Source organism: Streptomyces sp. NPDC056628, from assembly GCF_042792555.1.
Lineage (GTDB): Bacteria > Actinomycetota > Actinomycetes > Streptomycetales > Streptomycetaceae > Streptomyces.
This window is the reverse complement of the sequence record NZ_JBHTWG010000036.1, coordinates 1-12,935: the sequence shown is the minus strand read 5'-3', so window position 1 is coordinate 12,935 and position 12,935 is coordinate 1. Positions and strand designations below refer to the sequence as shown.

Genomic DNA, 12,935 nt, shown 5'->3' with positions numbered 1-12,935 from the left:
GCGTGTCCCTTTCCCCCGACGCTCCTGGAAGGAGCGACGCCATGACCGCCATGACTCCCGTCATCCCCGGCTTCGACCGGCACCGTGTCCCCGTCGCCGACGGCGTGGCGCTGCACGCCGCCGTGGGCGGTTCCGGCCCGGCCGTCGTGCTGCTGCACGGCTTCCCGCAGACGCATCTGATGTGGCGGCACGTGGCCGCCGATCTGGCGGCCGACCACACGGTGATCTGCCCGGACCTGCGCGGCTACGGCGCCAGCGACAGACCGGCGGAGACCGACGGCTCCGTCTACGCGAAGCGGACCATGGCCGCGGACGTCGTCGAGCTGGCCCGCCGGCTCGGGCACGACCGCTTCGCGCTGGCCGGGCACGACCGGGGCGCGCTGGTGGCGTTCCGTGCCGCGCTGGACCACCCGGAGGCGGTGACACATCTGGCGTGCCTGGACGTGCTGCCGACGCTGGACATGTGGGACGTGATGCACGGCGTCGGCGCCGCCGTCGGTTTCCACCTGTATCTGATGGCGCAGCCGCCCGGTCTCCCGGAGCGCATGATCGGCGCGGACCCGGACGCGTTCTTCGGGTACTTCCTGGACCTGTGGACCGCCGACGCGGAGGCGATCCCGGACGACGTGCGGGCCGCCTATCTGTCGGCCTGCCGGGCCGCGGTGCCCTCGATCGTGGCGGACTACCGCGCCTCGGCGGGCATCGACGTCACGCACGACCGGGCCGACCGGGACGCGGGCCGCACCCTGCGCATGCCGGTCGGTGTCCTGCAGCAGGACTGGGGTGCGGCCCTGGGCTTCGACGCGGCCGCGCTGTGGCGGGCCTGGGCCCCCGATCTGCGCCACACGACGGTGACCTGCGGTCACTTCATGGCCGAGGAGGCGCCCGGGGAGGTGGTGAAGGCCCTGCGGGACCTGCTCGGGCGCTGAGCCGTCACCAGCGGCCCGGTGCCGTGCCGGTGAGGGGCTTCGAGGGTGTGCCGTCGACGCCGACGGGCACGTCCCCGGCGAGCATCACCCGGTGCATGACGCGGGGCGCGTCGAGGTGGGCGGTGTCGCCGGGCGCGAGGTGGATGGTGGCCCGGTTGTCCCAGAAGGCGACGCTGCCGGGCTCCCAGCGGAAGCGAACCGTGTACTCGGACCGTACGGCCTGCTCCAGCAGCATCCCGAGGACGGCGCCGCTCTCGGCGCGTGAGAGTCCGTCGATCTGCTCCACGTAGTAGCCGTTGACGTACAGCACCCGCTCCCCCGTCTCCGGGTGGACGCGCACCAGGGGGTGCAGGGAGGCGACCTGATGGTCCAGCAGATGCCGGACGTAGGCGTCGTCACCGGGCCGGGGCTGGTAGCCGACGCCGAGCCGGTGTTCGGCTCGCAACCCGTCCACGAACCGCCGGACGGGTTCGGAGAGCCCGGCGTAGGCGGCGGCCAGGTTGGCCCAGGTGGTGTCGCCGCCGTACGGGGGCACGGTCTCGGCGCGCAGGATCGTCGCGGCGGGCGGATCGACGCGGGCGCCGTGGTCGCAGTGCCAGCCGCGCAGCAGGTGGTGGCGGCGGCGCCGCAGCCATTCGTCGTGCTCCATGCCGAACCTGCCGCCGAGTTCCAGCCGGTCGGCCGTCGTCTCGATCTCGGGGTACCCCTCGGGTGAGGCGCTGCCCCGGCGCCGCAGGACGACGGGCTCCCCGAAGCGGCGCGCGAGCGCCACGTGGGCGGCGTGGTCGAGCCGCTGGTCCCGGAAGAAGACGACCTTCCAGCGCAGCATCGCGGCACGGATCGCGGCGACCTGGCCGTCGTCCGGCCCACCGGCGAGGTCGACGCCGGTGATCTCCGCCCCGATGTGCCCGGCGACCGGCTTCACCTCGATCGCCGTGGCGCGCGTCGCGTCCTTGGTGGCCTGCTCCCTGGTCATCAGCACACTCCGTCGGTCGTCCGTCATCCGTCCGTGCCGGCCCCGGGGGGTGGCGGCCGGCCGTCGGGATGATCGTGGCAGCGTCCGGCGGCCCTGGCGACTCCCCTGGGGGGAGTCGCCGGCGCCGCGGTGGGGTACCCGGCCCGCTCGGGAAGGAGACAGGCGTGACCGAGAGGGACCGGCTGCGGGAGTACCGCGGCAAACGCGACTTCGACCGGACACGGGAGCCGCGCGGACGCGGGGCGTCCGGGGGGCGGGCACCCCGGTTCGTGGTGCAGATCCACGACGCCCGTTCCCTGCACTTCGACTTCCGGCTGCAGGTGGGGGACGTGCTGCGGTCGTGGTCGGTGCCGAAGGGACCGTCCGGGGACCCCAGGGACAAGCGGCTCGCCCTGCCGACGGAGGACCATCCGCTGGAGTACGAGGACTTCGAGGGCGTGATCCCGAAGGGCGCGTACGGCGGCGGCACGGTGATCGTCTGGGACGGCGGGACGTACGAACCGCTCAGCCACGACCGCGAGGGGCGGCCCGTGGACTTCGCCGAGTCGCTGGAGCGCGGTCACGCCAGGTTCCGGCTGCACGGCTCGAAACTGCACGGCGAGTTCGCCCTCACCCGGCTCCGCCGCGAACAGGACGAACGGGAGGCGTGGCTGCTGGTCAGGGCGGGCCGGGGCGCCCACGGGCACGGCACGCCGGACCCGTACCGGGCGCGGTCGGTCCGCAGCGGCCGCACCCTCGCCCAGGTCGCCGCGGACGGCGGCACGGACTGACGGTACGGGCTCCGGCCGTACGCGTGCCCGACGGACGGTGCCTCGTCGGCCGCGGCGCAGTGCGGCGAGGGCCCGGTCGGCGTGGGTGTTCACCCGCGGTTCGCCGCGGACGACCTCCGGGACGGTGCCGTCCCGGCCGATGACGAAGCGGACGCCCCTGAACCCGGTGGCGGCGGCCGCCACCCTCCGATCAGGCGAAAAGGACGGCGGGGGCGCGTGAGCGCGGGCGCCGCCGTCGAGTACTGACCCGTGAGCCTGCCCCTGATCCCGCCGATGCTCGCGACGCCCGGCAAGCTGCCGCCCGCCGCGCAGGACGCGCGCTGGGCGTACGAGACGAAGCAGGACGGGCAGCGGGCGGTGCTCTACCTGGACGGCGACGGCGGGCTGCTGCTGCGCGCCCGCTCCGGCGACGACATCACGGCCGCCTACCCCGAACTGCGGCCGCTGGGCGAGGCGCTGGCCGGTACACCCGCCGTACTCGACGGGGAGATCCTGGCCCTGGACGCCGAGGGGCGCGCCGACTTCCAGCTGCTGCAGTCCCGGATGGGGCTCGCGCACGCGCCGGCGAAGGCGGCCCGGATGGCCGCCGGCACCCCCGTCCACCTCGTGCTGTTCGACGTGATGCACCTGGACGGCCGCTCCCTGGTGGACCTGCAGTACTCCCGGCGGCGCGGGCGGCTGGAGGAGCTGGGGCTGCGCGGGCCGTCCTGGTCGACGCCGACGGCACTGGTGGGGCACGGCGCCGAGGCGCTGGAGGCCACCCGCGAGCACGGCCTGGAGGGGCTGGTGTGCAAGCGGCTGGACTCGCCGTACGAGCCCGGCGTGCGCTCCCGCTCCTGGATCAAGATCCGCAACATGCGCAGCGAGGACGTGGTCGTCGGGGGCTGGCTGCCCGGCAAGGGGCGGCTCACCGGTCTGCCGGGCGCCCTGCTGATGGGTCAGTACGGAGCCGGGCGGACCCTGCGCTACGTCGGCGGTGTGGGCACCGGCTGGAGCGAGGCCGAGCGCACCGAGCTGGCCGGGCTGCTGCGGGCCGCCGCCACGGCGGACTGCCCGTTCGACCCGGTGCCCCGGGTGGCGGACGCCCGCTGGGTGGTGCCCCGGCTGGTCGGCGAGGTCCGGTACAGCGTCCGCACGAGGTCGGGGATGCTGCGCCAGCCGTCCTGGCTGCGGCTGCGTCCGGACCTGACACCCGAGGAGTCGTCGGCGTACCTGCCGAACGCCCGCTGAGAGCAGCGCCGTTCGTTCCACCACTCTTCACCGTCCGTGGCCTACGGGGCCCTTGGCGCGCGCGGGAAAAGCGGGGATGCTGAACTGCCTTTCCCCCCACAGCCGTTGGGCTGCGCCGGATCCCGAGGAGACGCAGTGTCGTCACAGACGTTCCGTACGCACCGCAGGAGGTGGCTCACCGGTCTGGCCGGTGCCGCCGCGCTCGTCGTCGCCTTCCCCGCGGTGGCCTGGGCCGCCCCGCCCCCGGCGCTGCCCGGCAACGCGGAGTCGGCCGAGCGGGCGTACCAGCCCGCCTTCGACTACGACACCGACGGCTGCTACTCGTCCGCCGCCATCGGCCCGGACGGCACCGTCAACAGCGGCCTCAACCCGACGGGCGCGCTCAACGGCAACTGCCGGGACGCCTCGGACCTCGACAACACCAACGCCTACAGCCGCTTCAAGTGCAACAACGGCTGGTGCGCCTATCTGTACGGCCTGTACTTCGAGAAGGACCAGGCGCTGCCCGGCGTCAGCCTCGGCGGGCACCGCCACGACTGGGAGCACGTCGTGGTGTGGGTGCAGGGCGACGCCGTGCGGTACGTCTCGACGTCCAACCACGGCTCGTTCACCGTCCACGCGGCGTCGTCGGTGCGCTTCGAGGGCACGCACGCGAAGGTCGTGTACCACAAGGACGGCGTCAGCACGCACTGCTTCCGCCTGGCCGGCGCGAACGACGAACCGCCGGAGAACCACAAGGGGACCTGGCAGTACCCGCCGCTGGTCGGCTGGAACGGCTACCCGCCGGGCTTGCGTGACAAGCTGGTCGCGCACGACTTCGGCAGCGCCCACTTCGGGCTGAAGGACGGGAGTTTCACGAGCCACCTGGCGTCCGCGAAACCGTCGGGCATCGCGTTCGACCCGAACGCCTGACGGGTGGGGCCCAACCGCGCCGACGCGTCCGGGCGGTGGCGCGGGAGGGTCTATGGTGGCGGCATGTCCGTGCCTGAACTGATCCGTGTCGTGTCCCGTGACTCACCCATGGCGCTCGCCCAAGTGGAGCGCGTCCATGTCGAGTTGGCGGCACTGCACCCCGGTGTCCGCACCGAGGTCGTGCCCGTGCGGACGACCGGCGACAAGTGGCTGGGCGACCTGTCCCAGGTGGAGGGCAAGGGCGCGTTCACGAAGGAGGTGGACGCGGCCCTGCTGGCCGGCGAGGCGGACCTCGCCGTGCACTGCCTCAAGGACATCCCGGCGGACCGGCCGCTGCCCGCAGGCACCACCTTCGCCGCGTTCCTCCAGCGGGACGACATCCGCGACGCGCTGGTCCACCCCGGCGGGCTCACCCTGGACGAGCTGCCGGCCGGCACCCGGATCGGCACCTCCTCGGTGCGCCGCGTCGCCCAACTGGCGGCCACGCACCCGCACCTGGAGTGCGTGCCGTTCCGCGGCAACGCCAACCGGCGGCTGGAGAAGCTGGCGGCCGGTGACGCGGACGCCCTGCTGCTGGCGGTGGCCGGCCTGGAGCGCATCGGGCGGACGGGCGTGATCAGCGAGGTCCTCTCCCCCGAGACGATGATGCCGCCCATCGGCGCGGGCGTCCTCGCCCTCCAGTGCCGGGAGGGCGACAGCGACCTGATCGACGCCGTCAGCGGCCTCGGCGACCCGGACACGTACCGGGAGGCGACCGCGGAGCGCATGCTGCTGCACGTCCTGCAGGGCCACTGCAACAGCCCGATCGCGGGCTACGCGCGCGTCGACCGCGGCGGCGAGCTGTCCCTGCGGGCCTGTGTCTTCACCCCTGACGGCAAGACCCGGCTGAACGCCCACGAGTGGGCCGGCCGGCTGGACCCGGCGACGCTGGGCACGTCGGTGGCCGTGGCACTGCTGCGGCAGGGCGCCCGCGAGGTCATCGACGGCATCCCGCACTGAGGACGCCGAAGGGGGCGCCGCGTCAGGCGGTGCCCTCCTCGGCCTGCTCCCGCAGGAAGTCGCTGACCTGGAGCGCGAGGCCGTCGCGCAGAGTGCCGGCGTGAAGGCCGAGGGGCTCCTGCAGACCCAGGCCACCGGCCCACAGCCGGCGGTCGGCCCATTCCTCCTCGACCCTCAGCTGGATCTGCACGTCGACCTGGCGCAGGCTGTCCTCGGTGCCCGCGGCGTACAGGACGGCGGTGACGCGGCGCAGCGGGTAGACGTCGAAGCCCTCGATGAACTGCGAGTTCCGCCAGTCGATGAAGGCGGCCTCGCCGTCGCGGCCGATCCGCACGTCGATCTGGCCGTCCTCGAGGTGGATGCCGAGATGCCGCTCACCGCGGTTCTCGACGGTGACACGCAGCCGGAAGTACGTCAGGCCCTCGGCGGCGTCGTCGCGTCCGCGCGGGGGCTCGGCGGCTTCCAGACCGTGGACGCGGACACGCAGACCGGCATGCTCGTCGTACTCGTGCCAGTCCCCGACCACGTTCGGCTCGTACACAATCCACCTCTCGTCCTGGGCCTGCTTCCTATCTTTGTGCTCAGTGCACTGTCAAATGAGTGGAATGCGCTGTGGCCAGCCCATTCGCACCCTTGATCACCGATCAAGCCGTGGGCAGGAACAATCCGTCCCGGCCTCGGCCCGGCTCGTCGACCACCGTGCCGCACATCACGTTCCCGGCCAAGATCATCGGGCTCATCGTCCACACGGGACACACCGTCACCCGGCAGCGACATGCAGTGCTATTCACGAAATGCGTTTCAAATGCCGTTTGTACGGGAACTTCAGGTATGTGCTTCGGACAGGAGGCACGTCCGTGGGAGCGGGTCAGCCCCCTGGGTGTTTCTCCTCAGGTCCGAGTTCGCGCTTCCCACGGTGTCTGTCCAGTCGGCACCTGCTGAGGGAGGTGCGCTCGGATGAGTGCCCCCACCAGGACGAAGCAGCATCCGCACGACGACGCCCCGGACACCGCCCGCGCCTTCCAGCGCCTGGTGACCCTGTCCGACGGGCCGGAGCGCAAGGCGCTCAAGGAGGAGCTGATCCGGTCGTGGCTGCCCATGGCCGAGCGGATCGCGGTCCGGTTCAAGGGCCGCGGCGAGTCGCTCGAGGACCTGTACCAGGTGGCCGCCCTGGGCCTGGTCAAGGCCGTCGAGCACTACGACCCCGCCCGCGGGCACGCTTTCGAGGCGTACGCCGTGCCCACCATCACCGGTGAGATCAAGCGGCACTTCCGCGACCACATGTGGACCCTGCACGTGCCCCGCCGGGTCCAGGACCTGCGCAACCGGGTCCGCAACTCCACCAAGGAACTCGCGCAGACCACCCCGGGCCGCGAGCCCACCCTCGCCGAGATCGCCGCCCACGCCCACCTCACCGAGCAGGAGGTGCGCGCCGGGATGGAGGCCCTGGAGTGCTTCTCCGCGCTGTCGCTGGAGGCGGAGATGCCCGGCACGGACGGGTACGCGCTGGGGGACGCCCTCGGCGGCCCCGACCCGGGCTACGAGGTGGTCGTGGACCGCGTGTCCGTCGAGCCGTGCCTGCGGCGCCTGCCGGAGCGCGAGCGGACCATCCTGTACCTGCGCTTCTTCGGCGGGATGACCCAGAGCCGGATAGCGCAGCAGCTGGGCATCTCGCAGATGCACGTCTCGCGGCTGCTCAGCGGCTGCTTCGCGCAGCTGCGCGAGGAGCTGCTGGCCGAGGCGGGGACGTCCGCGGCTCAGTAGCTCAGTCCTGACCCGACTCCGGGATCTGCGTCGGGCCGTGCCGTTCCAGGGCCTCCTGCAGCTCGACGCGGATCTCGGCGGGCATCTCGCCCTCCCTGCCCCACAGGATGATCAGTTCCGCGACCTCGCGCAGCTTGATGTTGGTGTGCTGCGAGACCTCCTTCAGGACCGCCCACCCCTGCTCGGGGGCCACCCTGCCGAGCGCGACGACCATGCCGATGGCCTGGTCGACGACGGCGTGCGCGCCCACGGCGTGCCGGAGCTGGTCGACCTCCTCCTCCAGCTCGGTGATGCGGGCGTTGTCGTCGGGCGGCTCGCTCGGGTGAGGCGTCACGGCACCATCCTCTCCGTCCCGCCGGGCCGGCGCCAGTGAACCCGGACGGTTCGGCGCATCGTTTCGGCGCCACGCCGGGGGTACTCGACAGGCCGCGGAGCGGTTCCGGTTGGACACTGTGACGAAGACCGGTGGCCGTCGGCCGTGCGAGATCCAGGACGCGACACATGAACGATGCGAGAACCCCACGGAGCACGGCCGAGGTCGTGTCCACACACTCGGTGTTCGGCGCGCCTTGCTGGGTGAGCCTGACCAGTCGGGGTCTGGAGGCGGCGCAGGACTTCTACTCGGCGGTGCTCGGCTGGCGCTGGCGGCAGGCCACGCTCGGGGACCGCTTCCGGGTGGCGCTGGCCGACGACGTGCCGGTGGCCGGCATCGCCGCGGTCGCCTCGATGTGGCAGACGGCCGTCGCCTGGACGCCGTACTTCGCGGTCCGCAGCGCGGACGAGGCCGTGGCGCGGGTGGCGGAGCGCGGCGGCACCACGGCTGTCGGGCCGCTCTCCCTGACGCCGGGGCGCGCCGCCCTGCTCGCCGACCGTGACGGCGCCACCTTCGGCGTGTGGGAGGGCAAGCTCATCTCCAACTGGGAGACCTGGCGCCGCGCCGCACCGACTTTCATCCGGCTGCACACCCGCGACGCCTTCGACGCCGCCATGTTCTACGGCGAGGTGCTCGAGTGGGCGAACCAGCGGCAGGGATGCTGCGAGGTCCACTACGAGGGCGGCGAGGTCGTGCTGCGCAGCCACGGTGACGTGGTCGCCCGGATCGAGTCGGGGGCCCTGGAGTCCGCGCCCGACCCGACGATCCGGCCGCACTGGCAGGTGCACTTCGCGGTGGCCGACGCCCCGGGGTGCGCGCGGGCCGCGGAGCTGAACGGCGGCAGTGTGCTGTCGCTGAGCCCCGAGGAGGCGGTGCTGCGCGACCCCGACGGCGCCCAGTTCACCGTGACCTCGCGCCGCGGCCGGTAGCGGCCGCGGCGCGGGGCGTCACGGCTGCCGCCCGTCCCGGTCCGGTTCGCCGCGCTCGGTCGCGGCGGCGACGCGGGACGGCCGGGAGAGCAGCACCAGGCTGCGGCGCTCGACCAGGAGGGCCGTACCGGCCTTGTGTTCCGTCTCGTCCGGCGGGTCCTGCGGCTCGGCGGTGTCGATCAGCGTCGTCCAGCGTTCGCCGTAGCCGGCGGCCGGCAGCTGGAACTCGACCGGTTCCCAGTAGCTGTTGAGCAGCAGGAGGAACGAGTCGTCGACGACGGGCCGGCCGCACCAGTCGGGTTCGGCGATCGCGTCGCCGTTGAGGAAGGCCGCCACGGCGCGGGCGTCGGGACTCTGCCAGTCGTCGTCGTCCATCTCGCGGCCGTCCGGTGAGAACCACACCAGGTCGGGCAGCGGCTGGTCGGGGCGGGTGGCCGTCTCCCCCTTGAAGAAGCGGCGCCGGCGCAGGACGGGGTGAGCAGCGCGCAGCCCGATGACGTATCGGGTGAAGTCGGCGAGCGCGCGCTGCTCGTCGGTGAGACGCCAGTCGGTCCAGGAGATCTCGTTGTCCTGGCAGTAGGCGTTGTTGTTGCCCCGCTGGGTGCGGCCGAGTTCGTCGCCGTGGCAGAGCATGGGGATGCCCTGTGACAGCAGCAGCGTGGCGAGGAAGTTGCGCTGCTGGCGGGCCCGCAGCCGGAGCACGGCCGGGTCGTCGGTCTCGCCCTCGGCACCGCAGTTCCAGGACCGGTTGTGGCTCTCGCCGTCCCGGTTGCCCTCGCCGTTGGCCTCGTTGCGCTTGTCGTTGTAGGAGACGAGGTCACGCAGGGTGAACCCGTCGTGTGCGGTCACGAAGTTCACGCTGGCGCGCGGGCGGCGCCGGCTGTGCGCGTACAGGTCGGGGCTGCCGGACAGCCGGGAGGCGAACTCGCCGAGCGTGCCGGGCTCGCCGCGCCAGAAGTCCCGTACGGCGTCGCGGTACTTGCCGTTCCACTCCGACCACAGCGGCGGGAAGTTGCCGACCTGGTAGCCGCCCTCGCCGACGTCCCACGGCTCGGCGATGAGCTTGACCCTGCTGATCACGGGGTCCTGCTGGATCAGGTCGAAGAACGCCGAGAGCCGGTCCACCTCGTGGAACTGCCGGGCCAGGGTGGCCGCGAGATCGAAGCGGAAGCCGTCGACGTGCATCTCGGTGACCCAGTAGCGCAGCGAGTCCATGATGAGCTGCAGCACGTAGGGGTGGCGCATCAGCAGGCTGTTGCCGGTGCCGGTGGTGTCGTAGTAGTGGGCCCAGTCGCCGTCGACCAGGCGGTAGTACGAGGCGTTGTCGATGCCGCGGAACGACAGCGTGGGGCCGTGTTCGTTGCCCTCGGCGGTGTGGTTGTAGACCACGTCGAGGATGACCTCGAGGCCGGCCTCGTGCAGCGCCTTCACCATCGCCTTGAACTCGGTGACCTGTTCGCCGCGGGTGCCGCGGGCGGCGTAGGCGTTGTGCGGGGCGAAGAAGCCGATGGTGTTGTAGCCCCAGTAGTTGGACAGTCCGCGGTCGAGGAGCACGCCGTCCTGGACGTACTGGTGGACGGGCATCAGCTCGACGGCGGTGACCCCGAGGGTTGTCAGGTGCTCGACGACCGCGGGGTGCGCGAGTCCGGCGTAGGTGCCGCGCAGTTCGGGCGGGACGTCGGGGTGGGTGCGGGTGAGTCCGCGGACGTGCGCCTCGTAGATCACGGTGTCGGCGTACGGCCGTCTGGGGGGCCGGTCCTCACCCCAGTCGAAGTGCGGGTCGGTCACCACGCCGAGCATGGTGTGCCCGGCGCTGTCCGCCGGGGAGGGGCCGCCCGCGGTGCGTTCGAAGAGCGAGGCGTGGTTGTCCACCTGCCCGTCGACGGCCCGGCTGTACGGGTCGAGCAGCAGCTTCGACGCGTTGCAGCGGTGGCCGAGGCCGGGGTCCCAGGGGCCGTGCACCCGGTAGCCGTAGCGCTGCCCGGGGCCGACGCCGGGCACGTAGCCGTGCCAGACGAACCCGTCGACCTCGGTCAGCGGAACGACGGTGTGCCGGTCCTCGTCGTCGGCCAGGACCAGCTCGACGCGTTCGGCGACCTCGCTGAACAGGGCGAAGTTAGTGCCCTGCCCGTCGTGGGAGGCGCCCAGCGGGTAGGGGTGCCCGCTCCAGGCGGACACCCCTGTGCTCAGGTCCTTGCGGCGCTTGCGTGCCGTCACCGGGCCTCCTCCAGGACGCCGTCCCGGACCCCGGCCGCGTCGGCCAGGGCCGCGACGGGCGTCGCCCGGGGCACGCGCAGCGCCTCGCGCAGGCTGGGCGCGGGTGCGGTCGGCACGAGGGGGGCGCGTTCGCCGGCGCGGGCCCGCTGCGAGAACCAGATGACCTTGCTGCCGGTCTCGGTGGCGCAGCAGCCCCAGCCGTCGCTCATCGCGGCGAGGTGGCGCAGGCAGGCGCGCAGTTCGTGGTCCGGGCGCAGGGCCCGGTCGTTGTCACCGACGGCGGTGATGAGGTGCTGTCCGTTCCACCACATCTCGATCGAGGTGTTCTTGTCCTTCGCGTGCTCGTCGATGGCCCGCAGCAGCATCTCGGTGCCGTGGCGGACGGGTTCGACGAGCGTCTCCAGGTCCCAGTACCTGAGGTGAGCGGCCAGAATTCGGCTGACCTGACCGACCCGTTCAGGGCTGACTTCCACATCGAGGTGGTAGTAGCAGGGCACTGCGGTCTTCACCGTCGTTACCTCCTCACCGCGAAAGCTCCCGCTCTCCTCGTCCCTGCGGGACGTGGCCCCGAGTGCGGAGCGTGAGCATTGATCGCCTCTGAGTCACTTCAGCGTGAATCCTGTACGCCATTCGTGCAACACGAGCGAACGGGTGAGGAAGTAGTTGAAGATCCAACAGGACGCTGCGTCGCCGACCATGCACCATGTGTGAAGACCTCGATGCCCGCGACGGACCCGTGTGTGCCCGCATGCACGGGTGCCGCCCGACGGTCGGGAGACGCGCCATCGAGCCCGGAAGTGGAAGGTGAGCGGGGCCATGCTGCTACCGGCCAAAGCCGAAGTCGCCCGCCTGCTGCGGCGGTACCGAGCCTGGGAACGCGCCATGCTGGCGGCCCCGGCCGACCGAACGGTGCGTGCCACCTTCGAGGACACCGGTTACACCCTTTGCGTCCTGATGGGAAAGCGTTGCGCTCGCGAAGCCGCGGACGCGGCCGAGCAGTACCTGCGCGACACCCCGTCGGCCCACCCGCTGGAGCAGGAGGAACGGCCGCAGGCGGTGGGCGTCGCGGCCGGGCGGGGCCGGCCGCTGACGCGTCGGCGTTTCCACGCGGGAAGGTAACCGCCTTCCGGCAGAGTTCGGATCCCCGGCCGGGCCACGTACCCGGCCTCGAGCACGGTGGAGGTGAACCATGGGCAGGACCAAGGGCAGGACCGGCGCCGGCGCCGGGGCCGTAGGCCGTATCCCGGTACGGGACGTTCGGCCGGCCGTGGAGCACGGCCGGCATCCGGCGAAGGCGATCGTCGGCGAGACCTTCGACGTTACCGCCACCGTGTTCCGGGAGGGCCATGACGCGGTCGCCGCCAACGTCGTGCTGACCGATCCGAAGGGCCGTCCGGGTCCCTGGACGCCGATGCACGAACTCGCGCCGGCCAGTGACCGCTGGGGTGCCAAGGTGACCCCGTCGTCGGTGGGGACCTGGACGTTCCACGTGGAGGCATGGAGCGACCCGGTGGCCACCTGGCGGCACACCGCCCGTATCAAGGTCCCGGCCGGCATCGACGTCGGGCTGGTGCTGGAGGAGGGCGGCGAGCTGTACGAGCGCGCCGCCGCCGGCGTGCCCGACGCGTCGGAGCGGTCGGCGCTGCTCGCCGCCGCCGAGGCCCTGCGGGACGACTCGCTGCCGCCGGTGTCCCGTCTGTCGGCGGCCTTCGCGGCCAACGTGGACGCGGTGCTGGGGCGTTATCCGGTGCGGGATCTGGTGACGGCGTCGGAGCCGTTGCCGTTGCTGGTGGAGCGCGAACGCGCCCTGTACGGGGCGTGGTACGAGTTCTTCCC

The 12,935-nt window shown here is 72.4% G+C and carries 14 protein-coding genes; 9 read left to right on the top strand and 5 right to left on the bottom strand.

Features of this window, described 5'->3' with window-relative positions; translation table 11 throughout:
- Nucleotides 1–50 precede the first annotated feature (50 nt).
- Nucleotides 51–929, top strand: coding sequence for an alpha/beta fold hydrolase (locus tag ACFRAC_RS30345; RefSeq protein WP_382935238.1), 879 nt, complete (start codon nt 51–53; stop codon nt 927–929).
- 4 nt (nt 930–933) lie between these two features.
- Here ACFRAC_RS30345 and ACFRAC_RS30340 read toward each other — a convergent pair whose 3' ends face one another.
- Nucleotides 934–1,905: a TauD/TfdA dioxygenase family protein gene (locus ACFRAC_RS30340; protein ID WP_382935146.1), complete on the bottom strand. Its 972-nt coding sequence runs from the start codon at nt 1,903–1,905 to the stop codon at nt 934–936.
- Nucleotides 1,906–2,069: 164 nt separating this feature from the next.
- Here ACFRAC_RS30340 and ACFRAC_RS30335 point away from each other — a divergent pair, with 164 nt between their 5' ends.
- The 4 genes from ACFRAC_RS30335 (at nt 2,070) to hemC (ending at nt 5,816) form a co-directional block, all read left to right on the top strand.
- Complete coding sequence (locus tag ACFRAC_RS30335; RefSeq protein WP_382935142.1) at nt 2,070–2,675, top strand: DNA polymerase ligase N-terminal domain-containing protein; 606 nt, start codon at nt 2,070–2,072, stop codon at nt 2,673–2,675.
- Between the two features lie 249 nt (nt 2,676–2,924).
- Nucleotides 2,925–3,905, top strand: coding sequence for a non-homologous end-joining DNA ligase (ligD, locus tag ACFRAC_RS30330; RefSeq protein WP_382935136.1), 981 nt, complete (start codon nt 2,925–2,927; stop codon nt 3,903–3,905).
- A gap of 135 nt (nt 3,906–4,040) precedes the next feature.
- Nucleotides 4,041–4,817 (top strand): NPP1 family protein, encoded by a 777-nt coding sequence (locus ACFRAC_RS30325; RefSeq protein WP_382935127.1) that lies wholly within the window; start codon nt 4,041–4,043, stop codon nt 4,815–4,817.
- A 63-nt stretch (nt 4,818–4,880) separates the two neighbouring features.
- Nucleotides 4,881–5,816 carry a hydroxymethylbilane synthase gene (gene hemC, locus ACFRAC_RS30320; protein ID WP_382935122.1) on the top strand — a complete coding sequence of 312 codons (936 nt, stop codon included), beginning with the start codon at nt 4,881–4,883 and terminating at the stop codon, nt 5,814–5,816.
- A gap of 22 nt (nt 5,817–5,838) precedes the next feature.
- On the opposite strand, the gene ACFRAC_RS30315 is transcribed toward hemC, so the two are convergent.
- Entirely contained in the window at nt 5,839–6,357 is a 519-nt protein-coding gene (locus ACFRAC_RS30315; RefSeq protein ID WP_382935106.1) for a hypothetical protein, read from the bottom strand.
- A gap of 416 nt (nt 6,358–6,773) precedes the next feature.
- On the opposite strand from ACFRAC_RS30315, the gene ACFRAC_RS30310 reads away from it, so the two are divergent.
- Nucleotides 6,774–7,580: an RNA polymerase sigma factor SigF gene (locus tag ACFRAC_RS30310; RefSeq protein ID WP_382935103.1), complete on the top strand. Its 807-nt coding sequence runs from the start codon at nt 6,774–6,776 to the stop codon at nt 7,578–7,580.
- Between the two features lies 1 nt (nt 7,581).
- On the opposite strand, the gene ACFRAC_RS30305 is transcribed toward ACFRAC_RS30310, so the two are convergent.
- Nucleotides 7,582–7,914, bottom strand: a complete 333-nt coding sequence (locus ACFRAC_RS30305) for an ANTAR domain-containing protein (RefSeq protein ID WP_382935098.1) — start codon at nt 7,912–7,914, stop codon at nt 7,582–7,584.
- 167 nt (nt 7,915–8,081) lie between these two features.
- On the opposite strand from ACFRAC_RS30305, the gene ACFRAC_RS30300 reads away from it, so the two are divergent.
- Nucleotides 8,082–8,882 (top strand): VOC family protein, encoded by an 801-nt coding sequence (locus ACFRAC_RS30300; protein WP_382935094.1) that lies wholly within the window; start codon nt 8,082–8,084, stop codon nt 8,880–8,882.
- Nucleotides 8,883–8,900: 18 nt separating this feature from the next.
- Here ACFRAC_RS30300 and glgX read toward each other — a convergent pair whose 3' ends face one another.
- Nucleotides 8,901–11,099, bottom strand: coding sequence for a glycogen debranching protein GlgX (gene glgX / locus ACFRAC_RS30295; RefSeq protein WP_382935090.1), 2,199 nt, complete (start codon nt 11,097–11,099; stop codon nt 8,901–8,903).
- The gene (locus tag ACFRAC_RS30290) at nt 11,096–11,608 is read right to left on the bottom strand and encodes a pep a2 (protein ID WP_382935085.1); all 513 of its coding nucleotides are present in this window, start codon (nt 11,606–11,608) and stop codon (nt 11,096–11,098) included. The genes glgX and ACFRAC_RS30290 overlap by 4 nt, the downstream gene beginning before the upstream one ends.
- 307 nt (nt 11,609–11,915) lie before the next feature.
- Between ACFRAC_RS30290 and ACFRAC_RS30285 the strand changes: the two genes are divergently transcribed.
- Together ACFRAC_RS30285 and ACFRAC_RS30280 are read left to right on the top strand one after the other, a co-directional pair.
- Entirely contained in the window at nt 11,916–12,218 is a 303-nt protein-coding gene (locus ACFRAC_RS30285) for a DUF5133 domain-containing protein (protein ID WP_382935081.1), read from the top strand.
- A gap of 70 nt (nt 12,219–12,288) precedes the next feature.
- Nucleotides 12,289–12,935: maltotransferase domain-containing protein (locus tag ACFRAC_RS30280; RefSeq protein ID WP_382935077.1), on the top strand; the 647-nt coding region annotated here is incomplete at its 3' end.